This window comes from Dickeya zeae NCPPB 2538 (assembly GCF_000406165.1).
Lineage (GTDB): Bacteria > Pseudomonadota > Gammaproteobacteria > Enterobacterales > Enterobacteriaceae > Dickeya > Dickeya zeae.
The window spans coordinates 1,440,199-1,456,969 of record NZ_CM001977.1 but is presented as its reverse complement, the minus strand read 5'-3'; the positions used below and the strand labels follow the sequence as shown (position 1 = coordinate 1,456,969).

Annotated in this window: 13 protein-coding genes; 8 read left to right on the top strand and 5 right to left on the bottom strand. The window is 56.6% G+C overall.

The features are described from left to right. The first annotated feature begins 104 nt into the window (after positions 1-104). The 4 genes from cfa (at position 105) to DZE2538_RS06485 (ending at position 4,230) form a co-directional block, all read left to right on the top strand. On the top strand, positions 105-1,253 hold the full coding sequence (cfa, locus tag DZE2538_RS06500; protein WP_038915892.1) for a cyclopropane fatty acyl phospholipid synthase: 1,149 nt from the start codon (positions 105-107) through the stop codon (positions 1,251-1,253). Between the two features lie 125 nt (positions 1,254-1,378). Beyond that, a complete protein-coding gene (locus DZE2538_RS06495) occupies positions 1,379-2,098 on the top strand; it encodes a (Fe-S)-binding protein (RefSeq protein ID WP_038913553.1) in 720 nt (239 codons plus the stop codon). Positions 2,099-2,107: 9 nt separating this feature from the next. Next, positions 2,108-3,535, top strand: coding sequence for a LutB/LldF family L-lactate oxidation iron-sulfur protein (locus tag DZE2538_RS06490; protein ID WP_038915891.1), 1,428 nt, complete (start codon positions 2,108-2,110; stop codon positions 3,533-3,535). Beyond that, entirely contained in the window at positions 3,535-4,230 is a 696-nt protein-coding gene (locus DZE2538_RS06485) for a LutC/YkgG family protein (RefSeq protein WP_038913552.1), read from the top strand. The genes DZE2538_RS06490 and DZE2538_RS06485 overlap by 1 nt, the downstream gene beginning before the upstream one ends. A 435-nt stretch (positions 4,231-4,665) precedes the next feature. Here the strand turns inward: DZE2538_RS06485 and DZE2538_RS06480 are convergent, their stop codons facing one another. The 3 genes from DZE2538_RS06480 to DZE2538_RS06470 form a co-directional block, all read right to left on the bottom strand. Then, positions 4,666-6,402, bottom strand: a complete 1,737-nt coding sequence (locus DZE2538_RS06480; RefSeq protein WP_038915890.1) for an ABC-F family ATP-binding cassette domain-containing protein — start codon at positions 6,400-6,402, stop codon at positions 4,666-4,668. Between the two features lie 289 nt (positions 6,403-6,691). Then, positions 6,692-7,456, bottom strand: a complete 765-nt coding sequence (locus DZE2538_RS06475; RefSeq protein ID WP_023639335.1) for a sulfite exporter TauE/SafE family protein — start codon at positions 7,454-7,456, stop codon at positions 6,692-6,694. 113 nt (positions 7,457-7,569) lie between these two features. Continuing rightward, the gene (locus DZE2538_RS06470; RefSeq protein ID WP_038915888.1) at positions 7,570-7,962 is read right to left on the bottom strand and encodes a VOC family protein; all 393 of its coding nucleotides are present in this window, start codon (positions 7,960-7,962) and stop codon (positions 7,570-7,572) included. 202 nt (positions 7,963-8,164) lie between these two features. Between DZE2538_RS06470 and DZE2538_RS06465 the strand changes: the two genes are divergently transcribed. After that, the gene (locus tag DZE2538_RS06465; protein WP_038915887.1) at positions 8,165-9,112 is read left to right on the top strand and encodes a LysR family transcriptional regulator; all 948 of its coding nucleotides are present in this window, start codon (positions 8,165-8,167) and stop codon (positions 9,110-9,112) included. A 12-nt stretch (positions 9,113-9,124) separates the two neighbouring features. On the opposite strand, the gene DZE2538_RS06460 is transcribed toward DZE2538_RS06465, so the two are convergent. Both DZE2538_RS06460 and DZE2538_RS06455 read right to left on the bottom strand, forming a co-directional pair. Next, positions 9,125-10,222: an ATP-binding protein gene (locus tag DZE2538_RS06460; protein WP_038915886.1), complete on the bottom strand. Its 1,098-nt coding sequence runs from the start codon at positions 10,220-10,222 to the stop codon at positions 9,125-9,127. Then, positions 10,219-10,965: a response regulator gene (locus DZE2538_RS06455; protein ID WP_050568658.1), complete on the bottom strand. Its 747-nt coding sequence runs from the start codon at positions 10,963-10,965 to the stop codon at positions 10,219-10,221. The genes DZE2538_RS06460 and DZE2538_RS06455 overlap by 4 nt, the downstream gene beginning before the upstream one ends. Positions 10,966-11,098: 133 nt before the next feature. Between DZE2538_RS06455 and DZE2538_RS06450 the strand changes: the two genes are divergently transcribed. The 3 genes from DZE2538_RS06450 (at position 11,099) to DZE2538_RS06440 (ending at position 16,475) form a co-directional block, all read left to right on the top strand. After that, complete coding sequence (locus DZE2538_RS06450; protein ID WP_071603564.1) at positions 11,099-12,361, top strand: efflux RND transporter periplasmic adaptor subunit; 1,263 nt, start codon at positions 11,099-11,101, stop codon at positions 12,359-12,361. A gap of 20 nt (positions 12,362-12,381) precedes the next feature. Next, positions 12,382-15,516: an efflux RND transporter permease subunit gene (locus DZE2538_RS06445; protein WP_038915884.1), complete on the top strand. Its 3,135-nt coding sequence runs from the start codon at positions 12,382-12,384 to the stop codon at positions 15,514-15,516. Between the two features lie 362 nt (positions 15,517-15,878). Continuing rightward, complete coding sequence (locus DZE2538_RS06440) at positions 15,879-16,475, top strand: hypothetical protein (protein WP_038915883.1); 597 nt, start codon at positions 15,879-15,881, stop codon at positions 16,473-16,475. Positions 16,476-16,771 lie beyond the last annotated feature (296 nt).

The following is a 16,771-nucleotide window of genomic DNA, read 5'->3' as shown; positions in this document are numbered from 1 at the left end:
CAGCAACCGGTGTCACGAAACAAGATGTCCCAAAACAACAGTACCCCAGTAGTCATTAGTACAGGCAATAAGCACTTGAATTAACTGTTATTTAAGGAGACATCATGAGTAATGTGTGCATCGTTGATGATATCAGCGAAAAAAATGAATGGCGGCGTATTGCGCAGGAACTGTTACATCAGGCTGGGATAACCATTAACGGCACCGAACCCTGGGATATTCAGGTTAACGATTCACGTTTTTTCAAACGGGTACTACAGCAAGGCTCCGTGGGATTGGGTGAAAGTTACATGGAAGGCTGGTGGAACTGTGCGCGGCTCGATATGTTTTTTCACCGGATACTCGCCGCCCGGCTGGATGAACAGCGCCCGGCACGCTGGGGCGACCTGATGCGTATCGGGCTGGCACGGCTGGTCAACCTTCAGTCGCGCAAACGCGCCTGGCAGGTCGGTAAAGTCCACTATGACCTCGGCAACGACCTGTTCTGCCATATGCTTGACCCCTACATGCAGTATTCATGCGGTTATTGGAAAGAAGCCGACACCCTTGATGACGCCCAGCAGCACAAACTGGCGTTGATCTGCGAAAAACTCCAGTTGAAACCCGGCATGACGTTGCTGGATATCGGCTGCGGTTGGGGAGGGCTGGCGGTATACGCCGCTCAGCATTACGGCGTTACCGTGCATGGCGTCACCATTTCCGCCGAGCAAAAGGCCTTTGTGGAAGCGCGCAACGGCGGGCTGGATATCCATATTCTGTTGCAGGATTACCGCGATCTGCACCAGCAGTACGATCGTATTGTCTCCGTCGGCATGTTTGAACACGTGGGGCCGAAAAATTACGCCACCTATTTTGACGTGGTCAATCGGTGCCTGAAGCCGGACGGCCTGTTCCTGTTACATACCATCGGGTCGAATAAAACGGCGCATAACGTTGACCCGTGGATCAATAAATACATTTTCCCCAACGGATACCTGCCATCCATTAAACAAATTGCCGACACCAGTGAATCCTATTTTGTGATGGAAGATTGGCACAACTTCGGTGCCGATTACGATAAAACCCTGATGGCCTGGCTGGCTCGCTTTAACGCCGCCTGGCCGCATCTGGCTGACGATTACTCACCCGCTTTCCGGCGCATGTTCAGTTACTACCTGACCGCCTGCGCCGGTGCGTTTCGGGCCAGAAATATCCAGCTATGGCAGGTTCTTTTTAGCCGGGGCGTCGAACAGGGATTGAACGTCCCCCGTTGAGTGTGACCCATGTTCAGGCTACAAGGCGCAGGCCGATGAGCATACGACAATAATGCGCCTACTGACGTTTAACCCGAGTGACTCACCCGAGTGGTTACCCCCTACAAACAGGAAGCTAAAACAACATGAATGTGAATTTTTTTGTCACCTGCATCGGCGATGCGCTCAAATCGCGTATGGCCCGTGACAGCGTGCTGTTGCTGGAGCAGCTCGGCTGCCATATTCACTTTCCCGAGCGACAAGGCTGTTGCGGTCAACCTGCCATCAACAGCGGATATATCCGCGACGCACTGCCGGGCATGAAAAACCTGATCGCCGCGCTGGAAGAGAACGACGACCCTATCGTGTCGCCTGCCGGCTCCTGCACCAACGCCATCAAACACTATGCCGACTGGCTAGTAGACGAGCCGGAGTGGGCCAGACGCGCCACTCAGGTCGCCAGCCGGATGGTGGACCTCACCTCGTTTATTGTTAACCGCCTTGGGGTTACCGATGTCGGTGCCCGTTTACCGGGCAAAGCGGTTTACCACCCGTCCTGTAGCCTGTTTCGTAAAATGGGGGTGCGGGAAGAGCCACTGGCGTTATTGCATCAGGTACGTGACCTGGAATTGCTGCCGTTTCATGGACAGGAAACCTGCTGCGGTTTCGGCGGTACTTTTTCCGTCAAAATGGCGGAGATCTCCGGTGAAATGGTGAAAGAAAAAGTCGCGCACATCATGGAGGCCAAACCGGACTACCTGATCGGCGCTGACGTCAGTTGCCTGCTCAACATCGGCGGGCGACTACAGCGCGAAGGGCATGCCGTTCGGGTGATGCATATCGCAGAAGTACTGATGAGCCGCTAAGGAGACGCCATGTACCTCAAGACCAGCAATACCCCGTTTCATGAGCGTATCCGCCAGCAGATAGACGACCCCATCATGCGTCAGGCGGTTGCCAACGCGCAGGAGCGTATCGGTGCCAACCGTCAAAAGATGGTCGATGAACTGGGCCAGTGGGACGTCTGGCGTACCCGTGCGGCGCAGATTCGCGCCCATGTGCTCGATAACCTCGACGCCTATCTGTATCAGTTGTCCGAACAGGTCACCGCTCGCGGCGGCAAGGTATTCTTTGCCGAAACACGCGAAGACGCGACCCGTTACATCTTGCAAGTCACACAGGCTAAACAAGCGCGCAAGGTGGTGAAATCCAAATCGATGGTGACCGAAGAGATCGGCATGAATGCCGTGCTGGAGAATGCCGGTATTGAGGTTATCGAAACCGATCTCGGCGAATACATCCTGCAACTGGATAAGGACGCGCCTTCCCATGTGGTAGTACCTGCCATCCACAAAGATCGCCACCAAATCCAGCGCGTACTGCAACAACAGTTGGGCTATGACGGTCCGGAAACGCCGGAAGCCATGACCCGTTTTATTCGCCAGAAAATCCGTGCCGACTTCCTCAGCGCCGACGTGGGGATCACCGGCTGCAACTTTGCCGTCGCGGAAACCGGCACCGTCAGTCTGGTGAGTAATGAAGGCAACGCCCGTTTGTGCACCACCCTGCCCCGCACCCACATCGCCGTGATGGGCATGGAACGTATCGTCCCGACCTTTGAGGAACTGGATGTGGTGCTCACCATGCTGGCACGCAGCGCGGTCGGTGCCCGCCTGACCGGTTACAACACCTGGCTGACCGGCCCCCGCGACCCGGGCGGCGTCGACGGCCCGGAAGAGTTTCATCTGGTGATCGTCGATAATGGCCGCTCGCAGATCCTGGGCTCGCCGTTCCAGGATATTTTGCGTTGTATTCGTTGCGGTGCCTGCATCAACACCTGTCCGGCCTACCGCCATATCGGTGGTCACGGTTACGGTTCTATCTATCCCGGTCCTATCGGCGCAGTATTATCACCGCTACTGGGCGGCTATGAAGACTTCAAGAACCTGCCTTACGCCTGCTCGCTGTGTACCGCCTGCGATGACGTGTGCCCGGTACGCATTCCGCTGTCCTCGCTGATTGTGCAGCACCGACGCACGCTGGCAGAAAATGGGATGACGCCTGCCGCTGAGCGTCGCATCGTCGGGTTGTTCAACTACGCCAATAGCCACCCTGGCCTGTGGAAAGTCGGGATGGTGGCCGGCGCGCGTGCTGCCCGCTTGCTCATTCGTAACGGCAAGATACCGTTTAACATCGGTGCAATCAGCGAGTGGACCGAAGCCCGCGACCTGCCGGATGCCGATGGTCAGAGCTTCCGCAGTTGGTTCAAACAGCATCAGCGTCAGACTAAGGAGAAACGCTAATGGAAAACCGTGACGCCTTTCTGTCCAACCTGGCCCGGCGACTGGGGCGCGAGCCACGTCAAACACCGCTGCCGTTGCCGCCGCTGGACAATAACCCGGCCCCGACCCGTCTGACCGATTTGACAGCACAACAGCGCTGTGACGCCTTTATCGATTACGCCAGTAACGTGATGCTGGCGCATTGCGAAGTCACGCCGCTTAATCAGGTCGCAGAAGCCGCCGGAAAGCTGTGCCAGCATTATGGCGGCGCGCCGGTACTGATCAGTGGCGATGAACGACTGGTCGAGCTGGGGGTCACCGACTACCTGCAACAGCACTATCAGGCACAGTGCTGGGACCCGGCCGCCGGGGAAGACAACCTGAAACTCGCCACACAGGCGCGTATCGGCGTGGTGTACGCCGATTATGGTCTGACCGAATCCGGTGGTGTGGTGCTGTTCTCTACCCCGCAACAAGGACGCGGCCTGAGCCTGTTGCCGGAATCAACTCTATTTATTGTCCGCAAAAGCTGCCTGTTGCCACGCGTCGCGCAGTTGGCCCAGCATTTACGCCAGCGGGCGCAACGGGGCGAACCCTTACCGTCGTGCATCAACCTGATAGCGGGCCCCAGTTCTACCGCCGATATCGAGCTGATTAAGGTGGTGGGGGTACACGGGCCGTTAAATGCCGCGTACCTGATTATTGAGGATTGCTGATAGCCTGCCTGCGGCATGAGGTGTCGGGTTATGGTGGAACAATGAGAGGTTTCGTGCGTGATGATCTCATGCCTTCCCTTGTAACATCATCGCACGCACGACAAGGAGAGGTGCAAGCGCCACCTCTCCTTGTCCACTGGCTTGAGGGCAAAACTATGAACCCTGACGGGTTCACCCTTGCGGGCCAGCGCAAGCGCTGTTCCATTTTGCGATGCAAAATGGTGTGCCGCTTCGCGGTACCTTCGGCGTTCGTCTTCGCTGTTCGGGCCGCCCGTGACGCGCTCCCTGCGCGGCACGGGCTTTCGCCGCGTCCATGCGGCTCACCCGGCGAAGCCGCCCACCTCAGCGCAGTTTTTTACGCCAGAAAACCCGATGCCGTGTAACCAAAATAATTCGTCGGTATTTTTACACCTCTGCAAACAGGCACGATCAACATTACACCAATCCCAGCAAGGCGTTGAGGCGGGCGATTTCCTGCCGCCACTGCGTCTGTAGTGCGGGTTTCTGGTGCTTCGCCTTACGCGCCAGGTCTTCAGCCAGCCGGTTTTCCAGTTCAACCAGTTGCGCCAGCAACCTGTCAGCTTCACCGATACTCTCTGATGTCACCTGAGACACCAGCGCTGGTGGCGGTGGCAAAGAGGGTGCAGTGTCAGCAGGCGCGGCCCCCAGACGCTGATAGATCAGGTCCAGATCGTGCCACTCGCTCAACACACCGTGCTCAATCAGCCAGAAACGGTTGCAACTGCGGCTGATTAGCGCCCGGTCATGCGTCACCAGCAATACACCACCGTCAAAGTCTTGCAGCGTATCGGCCAGCGCCTCTTTGCCTTCCATATCCAGGTGGTTGGTCGGCTCGTCCAGCATCAGTAGTGCGTAACGCGCCAGCGACAGCCCGACAAACAACAGCCGGGCGCGCTCGCCGCCACTCAGGGTGGCAACGGTTTGCTGATGGCGCGACCACGGGAAACCGGCGCTGATCAAGGCCATCTTGCGGTCCTGCGCCACCGGTGCGAACGGTGCCAGCGCATCGAACAGCGTGTCGTCGTCACGCAGTTGATGCAGCGTCTGGTCGTAATACCCCAGTCGAACACGGGGATGCAGACGAATCGCCCCCTCCGGCATCGCACTCGAGTACTGTTGCCACAAAAGGCGCAACAACGAAGACTTACCACAGCCATTGCGACCGATAATCGCCACCCGATCGCCGCTTTTCACCCGCTGTAACGGCAACGTGAATAACGGCGGGTGCTGCGGAGCCGGGCTGACGTCCAGCGTTGTCATCTCCAACAGCCGATCGGCACTCAGTGCTTCGCCTTTCAGCGACAGCCGCCACTGACTACCGGCGCTCAGTTCGGTTTGATCCTCTTTTAGCCGCTCGATGCGTTTTTCCATCTGCTTGGCCTTGCGCGCCAGGTCTTCGTTATCATAAACCTTGCCCCAGATAGCCAGCCGTTTAGCACTGGCGGTCACGCGGTCGATTTCCTTCTGTTCCGCTTTGTGGCGCAAGGCATCACTGCGATCGCGCTCCACCAGCGCCGCGCGGGCAGCACTACAAGGCAGTGCAAAGTAATGCAGTTGTCGGTCACGCAGGATATAGCTGCCATTGGTGACGTTATCGAGCAACTGGCTGTCGTGGGAAACCAGCACAAAGCTGCCACTCCAGTGTTGCAGGAACTGTTCCAGCCACAATAGCGTCGGCAAATCCAGGTGGTTACTCGGCTCGTCCAGCAACAGCAGGTCCGGCGAGGTGATCAAGGCTCTCGCCAGCAGCAGTCGGGTATGCTGCCCACCGCTGAGAGTGCCAGCACACAGTCGCCAGTCGTGGTCGCCAAAGCCCATCTCCGCCAGCAAGGTTTCCGCCCGCCAGCGTTCGCTGAGGCGTTCCATCTCGGGAAGGCGAGCCAGCACCGCATCCAGCATCGTTAACGGGTGCAGATCCATCGGCAGATGCTGCTCAACACGAGCCAGCAGGCAGTGATTAGCGCGCGTCACACTGCCGCGACCTGGCGATAGCGTACCGTCCAGTAGCTTTAACAGCGTACTTTTGCCACAACCGTTATGGCCGATAAGACCAAGGCGATCACCCTGGTTCAGGGTAAAAGAAATGTCGTTCAGCAGAGGGCCGAAAGGGGTATCCACGCTCAGGGCGTGTACAGTCAGTAAAGTGCTCATTGCTTACTCAAGAGTTACAGGCACAAGTGTGCCTCGTCAACACAACGCTGACGATAACCCGGTAAGCCCGAGAGAAGGGAAAATGCGGTTTGCTTCGCTCAAGCCACCGTTATCGCAGCACGATATCGATAACGCTTGAGCAGCGGCGATCGCCAAAAGGATGTGAAGTGTTAAACATTTCACAGCGCAGCATAATAGTCCTCCTTATTGTTATCCAAAGGTTAATCGATGAACGGATTGTAGCGGCAACGGGCGGTTGACACCACCCGCCCGCGACATTTTCCGCGCGTTATTTTCCTACCAGCATTACTACCGCAACGCCAACCAGCACCAGACAGAACGTCAATCGCAGCGCCACCACCGGCAACTTATGCGCCAGCGCCACGCCCCATGACACGCTGAGAATGCCGCCAATCGCCAGCGGAATGCCGGTCGCCCAGTCGACGTTCCCGGCCTGCGTGTACGACACCAGCGCCGCCAGCGCGCCGGGGACCACCAGCGCCAGCGCGATACCTTGTGCCTGTGTCTGGGTGAAACCAAACAGCGTTACCAGCGCCGGGACCACCACCAGCCCGCCGCCGACGGTAAAAATACCGGACATAAAACCACTCGCCACCCCCAGCACTGGAAGATAACGTGCTGATAATACTGACGTCGGTGTACGGCTACGTTGGCTGTTTACCCACTGCCAGATGTAGTAAGCCGCCAGCACCAGCAGAAAAATGGCAAATGCCTGTTGCAGGTTATCAACCTGAATAGCCGCCGCCATGTGCGCGGCGATATAGGCCGATACGGTGGCAAAGGCGCACAACATCAATGTCATACGGGTATCGATTTTGTTGCGCTGCCGATAGCGCAGAAACCCTATCAGCACATTCGGCGTAATCATGATCAGCGCCGTTCCCTGGGCGAGATGCTGGTTCATACCAAACAGCATTCCCAGCACCGGGATAGCTATTAGCCCGCCGCCAATGCCCAACATACCGCCACACACCCCAAGCCCCATTCCCAGTATCAGGCACACAGCCACCTGGGTTATCACTACACTCGTCATAAACTGCTACTGCATCCTGTTACATCGTTGGTAAAAACCGTTGATGAAAAATCGTTGATGAGAAATAGAGCATGGAATACCCATTCATACCCTGAATAAAAAACAGGCGTCGCTTAGCGCGCGCTGTCTGATAACGGTTCGGCTATCTCAATCAGGTTCAGATCCGGGTCACGCAGGTAAATCGAGCGGATTTTCCCGGTCGCACCGGTGCGCTCAACCGGCCCGTCGATAATCGGCCAGCCGCAGCGCTGCACATGCGCGATCACCTGTGTCAGCGGTTCGCTGGCAATAAAACACAGATCAAGCGCCCCTGGAGCAGGCAGATGAGCATGCGGCGCGAACTCACTTCCCCTGACATGAAGATTGATTTTCTGCTGCCCGAAGCAAAACGCAATGCGGCCATTACCGAAGGTTTCCAGCCGCAGTTGTAACACCTGCGTGTAGAACTGCTGCGTCGCCGCCGGATCAACACAGGTCAGCACAATATGGTCAATGTGACTAATCAACGAGACGTTTCCTGTCGTTAAGGCAATAAGATCAAAGGAACTAAGATCAAAGGAACTAAGATCAAAGGCAATAGAATGACATCCTAAGCGTTGGCGACACGTTTGATAATGCCTTAATCGTCAATCACCCTTTCCTGTCAGGAAAGGGTCACGGCTGTGGTAGGCTTACTCTGCTCACGCTTTCAAGGACCGTCACCCGCTCATGATCAATCCCACGCACTTTGACTTGCAGTCACTACGCCTGTTTTTGCAGGTCGCCAGAATCGGTAGCCTGACCAAAACGGCCGCCCATTTTCACATGACGCTGTCCGCCCTGAGCAAGCGCATGGCAGAGCTGGAGCGCACCGTCGATTGTGTGTTGTTTATCCGTATGCCACGCGGCCTGGCGTTGACTGCCGCGGGAAAAGAGCTGGTACACCACGCACGTCAGGTGGTAAACAGCGTCGATCGCATGGCGGGTGAAATGCAGGATTACGCGGTGGGCGTACGCGGCCACGTGCATATTTGGGCCAATACCTCAGCCATCATCGAATTTCTGCCGCAGGAACTGGCCGATTTTCTGCAACATCACCCGCTGGTACGTATCAACCTGGAAGAAAAACTGAGCGAAACGGTGGTCACCGCGCTGCTCACCGGGCAAGCCGACATCGGTATTTTCGCTGATAACGTCCCCTCGCCCGGCGTCGAAAAAATGCCCTATCGGGAGGATCAACTGGTGGTGTTGGTCTCGCCTCAGCATCCACTCGCCGGTTGCCGGGACATCCCCTTCGCCGACACCTTGCCGTACGATTTCGTCGGCCTCAACGATGGCAGCTCCTTGCTAAAACTGTTGCAGGACACCGCCGAAGAATACGGAAACCTGCTGCGCCTGCGCATTCAGGTCAGCAGCTTCGATGCCGTGTGCCGTATGATCGAAGCCGGGCTTGGCATCAGCATCCTGCCTGAAGGCGCAGTGCGCCCGGAAATTCTCGGCGTCGGGCTGCACGCCATTCGGCTGACCGATGACTGGGCCACCCGCAAACTGTGGCTGGGTATTAAATCCGGTGCGATATTGCAGCCTGAAGCCGCCAATTTGCTGGCACACCTACGCCAGCCAGTACCCACACACGCTGGTGATGCTGACCCCACCCTGTCACCCGAAGGTGATTGAGCGATGAAGGTGTTATTGCGCTATGGTCGGGCCTTCACGGTTGCAACCCGCAATCGGCCAGCTTAGTTCAAACACCGCGCCGCCGGATGGTGCCGGGTAACAACTCGCCTGCCCGCCGTGCGCCTGCGCAATCGCCTGCACCACCGCCAGCCCCAGCCCGCTGCCTTTGGTGTTATCCGGGTGCGAGGGTTCCCCCCGGGTAAACGCCTCAAAAATGCGCCCGGCAAAATCAGGGGCGATACCCGGTCCGCTGTCTTCCACGCGCAGAAATGCCTGTTCGTGTTCCACTCCGGCCTGAATACCTAACGGGCCGGGGGTGGCATGTTTTTGCGCATTTTCCAGTAGCGCCAGCACAGCCTGGCGGATGCGTACCGGGTCACAGGGCACTGGGTGGTCATCCAACGCCAGCGACAGCGTAAATCCCGCCTGTTGCAGTACCGGGCCAAACGCATTGACCACCGCCGTCACCTCATCAGACAAACGGGTCGGCATCGAGCGCAGTTCCAGATGACCGCTCTCTGCCAGCCCCACTACTCGCAAATCTTCAATCAATCGTCCCAGCCCTTCCACTTGCGTCAACAGATTGCGAAATAACCCGATATCCGGTTCGAATACCCCTTCCGTCAACCCCTGCAAACGGCCGCGTAAAATCGTGACCGGCGTGCGCAACTCATGGGCGATGGCTGCGTTCCAGAACGCCCGCTCTTGTTCCATGCGCTCCAGCCGTTCCGCCATCGTGTTGAAATCGCGCACCAGTAAGGCCGCTTCCCCCAGGGAGTAATCATCGGTTTCGGCACGCGCCTTCAGCTCGCCTTCAGCGATTTGGCGCAGGCTGTGCGCCACCGAATTCAACGGCACCAGAATGCGGCGGGCCAGTCGAACGGCTAACACCACCGCTATCAGCAACGCCAGTAAGGACGTTCCCCCCATCCAGAACCACTCGACCGTCGTCGGCATCCACTGATTGTCTGGCGAGAGGCTTTCCGGCGAAACACTCAGCATCAGCCCATAGAAGAGGTAGGATCCAACCACCATCATCAGCGTGACGGACAGCGCCAGCAGGATCATGGAGCGTATAATTTGTCGGCTCAGGCTACCGCTGTGCTTCATGACGATTCGCCTAACCGGTAACCGACACCGCGCACACTGGACGGGACGCCGTTTAACCCCAGGCGTTCGAGTTTCTTACGCAATTTGCTGATGTGGCTATCTACTGTGCGCTCAAGGGAATCCCCTTCTGGCAGGCAGGCTACCAGCAGTTCCTCACGGCTGAAAACGCGACGGGGCGCGCGCGCCATATGCGCCAGCAGACGAAATTCGGTCAGCGTCAGTTCAAGCGACTGACTGATCCCGTTGATCGCTACCGTCGCCTCATGGTTTTCCAGGTCTATCTGAAACAGGTCGGTACGCAAAAAACGCGGCGCTTGCGGGGCCTGACGTTCGGCACGCAGCCCGGCACGGCGTAGCACCGCCTGCACGCGCGCCACCACCTCAGCCGGGTTAAATGGCTTGACCACGTAATCATCCGCCCCAATACGCAACCCCATCAGCTTGTCGATATCCTGGTCCAAAGCGGTCAGCATGATAACCGGGGTATCTCCGCGCAGGCGAATCCCCGACAGCACCTGCCAGCCATCAACCAGCGGCATCTGTACATCCAGCAGCACCAGATCCGGTTTCATCGCGAGGTGTAATTCCAACGCCTGACGGCCATTGGCGGCGTGAAGCGTGCGTAAACCACTGCGAGTCAGGTAAGCGCGAAGAATGTCCGCAATTTCCGGCTCATCTTCGGCAATAAGCACCACCCCATGAATCTCGTCGGTCATCGGCATGGATTGCGCATGAACAGTCATTTATCGACTCATCATAAAAAATGCAGGTTCTCCATCATATCTCCATATTTCTCCAACGGAAACCGCACACAGCTGTCGCACACTCCCGCAGTCTGGCCACCTTATGGCCGGTAAACAGGGATTACGACGTTATATGAATACCAAGAAATCGCATCAATATTCGATCGCCTGCATGTTATCGGCCTTACTATTGGCCGTACCGGGTCAAACCGAAGCGAACACGCCAACAACACGCCTGCCGGTGTCACTCAAGCAGTTGTGCCGACACGGCGTACTGCTGGCACTGGTGGGCATGCTGCTCACCGGTTGCGACCAGCCCGAGATCCCGGTCGAAGCACCACCGGCCAAGGTCACCATCATGACCGTAAAACCGACCCCCATTACCCTGACTGACGATCTGCCCGGCCGGGTGACGGCGGTAAGAACAGCGGAAATCCGCCCGCAGGTGGGCGGCATTATCCAGCGCCGCTTGTTTGAACAGGGTGCCGAGATCCGTGCCGGACAACCACTGTTCCAGATTAACCCGGCACCGTTCAAAGCCGAGGTCGATACCGCCCACGCCACGCTGCAACGTGCCCTGTCGGTATTAAACCGGGCACAGATTCAGGTCGCTCGCCTTAAGCCCTTACTCAGCACCGGCGCTATCAGCCAGCAGAGCTACGACGATGCGACGGCACAGCGCGAACAGGCCGCCGCTGATGTCGCACAGGCACGCGCCACACTGGCACGTCGCCAGCTTGATCTGAGCTTCGCGACGGTCGACTCCCCCATTACCGGGCGTATCGATCAAGCGCTGGTTACTGAAGGTGCGCTGGTCAACACCAGCGACACCACGCCACTGGCACGGGTTCAACAAATTGACCAGGTGTATGTCGATGTGCGCCAGCCCGCCTCCTCGCTCGAACAGCTACGCAACATGCTGAACCAGCGGGCTAAAGACAGTGACGGTATCCCGGTGGAGATCCTGCGTAGCGACGGCCAGCCCTACCCGATGTCGGCGCGGATTCTGTTTTCCGGCATCAATGTGGATGCGAGCACCGGCGACGTGCTGTTGCGCATTCTGGTCGACAACCCGCAACGACAACTGCTACCGGGGATGTTTGTTCGTGCCCGCGTGCCGTTCAGCCATTACACCGATGCCTTGCTGGTGCCGCAACAGGCCGTCACACGCAACGGCGGCGAGGCCAAAGTCTGGGTGGTTGATGGCCGCAGCAAAGCGCACATCGTCACGGTTGAGCCTGGCGAGCTGGTCAACCGGCAATACCGCATCCGCGCCGGGTTGACCGCCGGTCAAGTGGTGGTGATCGAAGGTGGCGACAGGTTGAACGACGGTGCCTGGGTGGCAACCCAGCACTGGAAAAAAGTGCCGTCCGCCACTGACATGGCCTCACGCTAAGCGCAAAGGAGTCAGGTACCATGCCGCAATTTTTTATCCAGCGCCCGGTGTTCGCCTGGGTGATAGCCCTGTTCATCGTGCTGCTGGGAACGCTCGCAATTCCCCAGTTGCCGATTGCCCGTTATCCCTCGGTGGCACCGCCAACCATTTCCATTACCGCGTCTTATCCCGGTGCCACACCTAAAACGCTCAACGATGCGGTGGTCGGGCTGCTGGAGCGCGAGTTATCCGGTGTGAAAAACCTGCTGTACTTCGAGTCATCGGTAGATACAGCCGGACTGGCGCAGATCAACGTTACGTTCAAACCGGGCACCGACGCGGAGCTGGCACAGGTGGATGTACAAAACCGCCTCAAGTCGATAGAACCGCGGTTACCGCAAACCGTCAGACAAAACGGTATGCAGGTGGAATCTGCCGACTCTGGCTTTCTGCTGATGGTCAGCCTGACCTCGGATAACGGGCGCTACGATGAGGTTGAATTAGGTGACTATCTGGCCCGCCACATTGTCGAGGAGTTGCGCCGGATTGACGGGGTGGGCCGCATCCAGCTATTTGGCGCGGAACAGGCGATGCGTATCTGGGTCGATCCCAACAAGCTGTTGTCTTACGGGTTAACCATGAACGATTTGTCGACCGCCATTACCCAGCAAAACATGCAAATCGCTCCCGGGCGGCTCGGCGATGCCCCCACCTTGCCAGGGCAGCAGGTGACGATCCCACTGACGGTACAAGGGCAACTGGAAACCCCAGAGCAATTCGCCGCTATCGTGCTGCGCGCCAGAGAAGATGGTTCCCGGGTGGTGTTAGCCGATGTGGCACGCGTTGAACTCGGAGCCCAGTCTTACGGCTTTTCTGTGCGTGAAAACGGCAAAGACGCCAGCGCTGCCGCGGTGCAACTGGCACCGGGTGCCAATGCAGTGCGTACCGCCAATGCCATCGCCCAACGGATGGCCGAACTGAAAATATCCATGCCAGCGGGCATGGACTATTCGTTGCCATTCAACACCGCGCCTTTCGTTAAACTCTCCATCGAGCAGGTGCTCAGGACGCTGATTGAGGCGATGGTGCTGGTGTTTCTGGTGATGTATCTGTTTTTACAAAACGTACGCTATACCCTGATCCCAGCGATTGTGGCCCCTATCGCCCTGCTCGGCACCTTCACTGTGATGCTGGCGGCGGGATTTTCCATCAACGTGCTGACCATGTTCGGCATGGTGCTGGCGATCGGCATCATTGTGGATGACGCCATCGTGGTGGTGGAAAACGTTGAGCGATTAATGGCGCAGGAAAGATTGTCCCCCAAGGCGGCCACCATCCGTGCCATGAAGGAGATCACCGGCGCGATTATCGCTATCACGCTGGTGCTGTCGGCGGTGTTCATTCCGATGGCGTTCGCCAGCGGCTCGGTAGGCGTGATTTACCGGCAATTTACCTTGTCGATGGCGGTATCGATCCTGTTTTCGGCGTTTCTGGCGCTGACGCTAACACCTGCGTTGTGCGCCACACTGCTCACGCCCGTCGCCGATGACCATCACACCAAACGCGGTTTCTTCGGTGGTTTTAACCGCCGTTTCGAGCAACTGACACATCATTATGCCACCGGTACCCGTGCGCTACTGCGCCGTTGCGGCAGTATGCTGTTGCTGTTTGCCGTACTGACCGGTTCACTGGCGTGGATCCTCCGTGAGCTGCCTTCCGATTTTCTGCCAGAAGAAGATCAGGGGTACTTTATGACGTCATTCCAGTTACCGTCGGACGCCACAGCAGCGCGAACGCTGGATGTGGTCAACACCTACGAGCAGCACATTGCCTCGCGCCCGGACATCGAATCCAACATGTCGATTCTCGGTTTTGGCTTTTCCGGTTCCGGCCCTAACGCCGCCATGGCCTTTACCACCTTAAAAGGCTGGTCTGAGCGTGGCGACACCACCACGCGCGCTGAAATCGCGCTGGCGCAACAGGCGATGTCGAGCATCCGTGAAGGCACCAGCATGATATTGATGCCACCGGCTATCGATGAGCTTGGCACCTCGTCAGGTTTCACCCTGCGTTTGCAGGATCGCACCGGCCGGGGTTATCAGGCGCTCAAAGCGGCGGAAGCACAACTGCTGACGCTGGCGGCCCACAGCCAGATTGTCACCAGTGTCTACCCGGATAGCCTGCCGCCCGGTAGCGCGGTTCAGCTAAACATCGATCGTCAAAAGGCGGAAGCACTCGGTGTTTCGTTCAGCACCATCAGCGACACCTTGTCTGCCGCGATCGGTTCACTGTACGTGAACGACTTCCCCAATGCCGGGCGGATGCAACAGGTGATCATTCAGGCCGATGCGCCAGCGCGTATGCAACTGGATGACGTGCTCAAACTCTACGTGCGTAACAGCTCAGGCGGTATGGTTTCGCTCAAAGAAGTGGTCACGCCGGTGTGGAGCGATACCCCATTGCAATTGACGCGCTATCAGGGTGTGCTGGCAGCCCGCCTCTCCGGCATGGCCGCCACCGGCGTATCCAGCGGTGCGGCCATGGCCGAGATGGAACGACTGGCGGAACAGCTTCCACCCGGCTTCACCATTGAATGGACCGGGCAATCATTGCAGGAGCGGCAATCCGTCGCCCAGGCACCGATGTTGCTGTTGCTGTCGATGGTGGTGGTGTTTCTGGTGCTGGCGGCGCTATACGAAAGCTGGTCTATCCCCGTCTCGGTGATGCTGGTGGTGCCGTTGGGGCTGCTCGGCGCGGTGTTGGCCGTCGTTCTGCGCGGTATGCCTAACGACGTGTTCTTCAAAGTGGGGCTGATCACCGTTATCGGCTTATCCGCCAAGAATGCCATCCTGATTGTCGAGTTCGCCAGACAGTTGCGCGAGCAAGGATATGAATTGGTGGATGCCGCCGTCACGGCAGCGCGTTTGCGTTTACGCCCCATCCTGATGACCTCGCTGGCGTTTGTGCTGGGGGTGGTGCCGCTGATGGTGGCATCCGGTGCCAGCGCCGAAACCCAGCACGCCATCGGTACCGGCGTGTTCGGCGGCATGATCAGCGCTACCGTGCTGGCGGTGTTTTTCGTACCGGTATTTTTTGTGACGGTGATGCGGATACAAGAGCGCTACAACCACTGGCGTGAAAAACGCCGGACAACACACGTAAACACCCCACACTAACCCCATCAGAGCGGCGACAGGCTGGAAGCAACGGCACGTCGCCGCTCCCATTATGCGGTTCTTATCACGCTATGACCAATGATCGCCAGAGACCATCGCTGTATGTTTAAAGCAGGCCCTGCTGCGTTGTCTGCTTTGTGCCACAAGAGGACGTTCAACACTTCTGATTATGTGGCCAAAATCGGTGTGCCACTATAATGTGGTATTGTCTGAAACATTGCTTCCATTTTGGGGGCATGATTGTAATCATCTTGATTTTCATGTGGAAAGCATTAGATCTATTTAAGCACTAAAAAAAAGTACACTCGGGTGCTTTTTCCTTGCTTGCTCCATGATAACCATTACCTTGCAAAGGATATATAATGGATAAAAATGAACCATCAATATGGCCTCCGTACCAAGCCTTCTATATTCAATCTATGTTGTTCAATACAACATCGGCTCTACAGGCCGAGGAAAGAGCATCTGATCACATCCAAGCTATCAGTGAAGAGAAGTTAGGGCTACAAGATCGGAAAGATGAGCTTCTAGACTGTCTACAAAACTTCATCAATCATAGTGCTGCTGTCGCTCGATACTTCTTTCCATCAATGATTGGTGGGAAAGGTGAGAAGGCATTACATAAGAACCGAGCTGAGTTTCTGAGGCAGATTTTTGATGTGACAGAAAGTAGTCCTTTGCATGATAAGAAACTTAGAAATGCAATAGAGCACTTTGATGAACGACTGGATATGTATCTTGAAGGTGGAATTGCAGGACATATATTCCCAAGTCTAATTTTGGACAAGCCAGAAGTAACAGATGTTCCGCATCACATCTTCAGAGCCTACTATCTAAACGATAGAATTTATCAAATATTGGGGGAAAGACATAACATTCAACCTATTTTTGATGAAGTCATGAGAGTTCATGAGCTGTTGGCGACGTTTGATGAAAATGGTGGAATGTTTAGAAAATAAAAAAGCACCTTCGGGTGTTTTTTTAGATGTTTGGATGCTTCACGTGACCAGCTCCCCGTAGATTAATTTGTGACTACGTTAACAAGCCTTCATCTGTTGCAGAACAACTGTGAACGTCCGCTTCTCGCTCTTAGCGGACATTTACTTAAGGGGTATGTCCGCTTTGTGCCAGGAGCTGTACTAAAATTTCAGCAACGCACTGAAAAATATCAAGTTAGTTACATTTTAGTTATTTTTCATCAATCCTACTCAATTAGATTAACTGGTTTTTACAGTTCTGATATAATGGAGCGTTA

Coding starts and splice junctions, on each gene's coding strand:
- DZE2538_RS06450 (WP_071603564.1), top strand. CDS start 11,099: ATGAATACCAAGAAATCGCATCAATATTCGATCGCCTGCATGTTATCG.
- cfa (WP_038915892.1), top strand. CDS start 105: ATGAGTAATGTGTGCATCGTTGATGATATCAGCGAAAAAAATGAATGG.
- DZE2538_RS06440 (WP_038915883.1), top strand. CDS start 15,879: ATGGATAAAAATGAACCATCAATATGGCCTCCGTACCAAGCCTTCTAT.
- DZE2538_RS06465 (WP_038915887.1), top strand. CDS start 8,165: ATGATCAATCCCACGCACTTTGACTTGCAGTCACTACGCCTGTTTTTG.
- DZE2538_RS06485 (WP_038913552.1), top strand. CDS start 3,535: ATGGAAAACCGTGACGCCTTTCTGTCCAACCTGGCCCGGCGACTGGGG.
- DZE2538_RS06460 (WP_038915886.1), bottom strand. CDS start 10,222: ATGAAGCACAGCGGTAGCCTGAGCCGACAAATTATACGCTCCATGATC.
- DZE2538_RS06495 (WP_038913553.1), top strand. CDS start 1,379: ATGAATGTGAATTTTTTTGTCACCTGCATCGGCGATGCGCTCAAATCG.
- DZE2538_RS06480 (WP_038915890.1), bottom strand. CDS start 6,402: ATGAGCACTTTACTGACTGTACACGCCCTGAGCGTGGATACCCCTTTC.
- DZE2538_RS06490 (WP_038915891.1), top strand. CDS start 2,108: ATGTACCTCAAGACCAGCAATACCCCGTTTCATGAGCGTATCCGCCAG.
- DZE2538_RS06455 (WP_050568658.1), bottom strand. CDS start 10,965: ATGACTGTTCATGCGCAATCCATGCCGATGACCGACGAGATTCATGGG.
- DZE2538_RS06475 (WP_023639335.1), bottom strand. CDS start 7,456: ATGACGAGTGTAGTGATAACCCAGGTGGCTGTGTGCCTGATACTGGGA.
- DZE2538_RS06445 (WP_038915884.1), top strand. CDS start 12,382: ATGCCGCAATTTTTTATCCAGCGCCCGGTGTTCGCCTGGGTGATAGCC.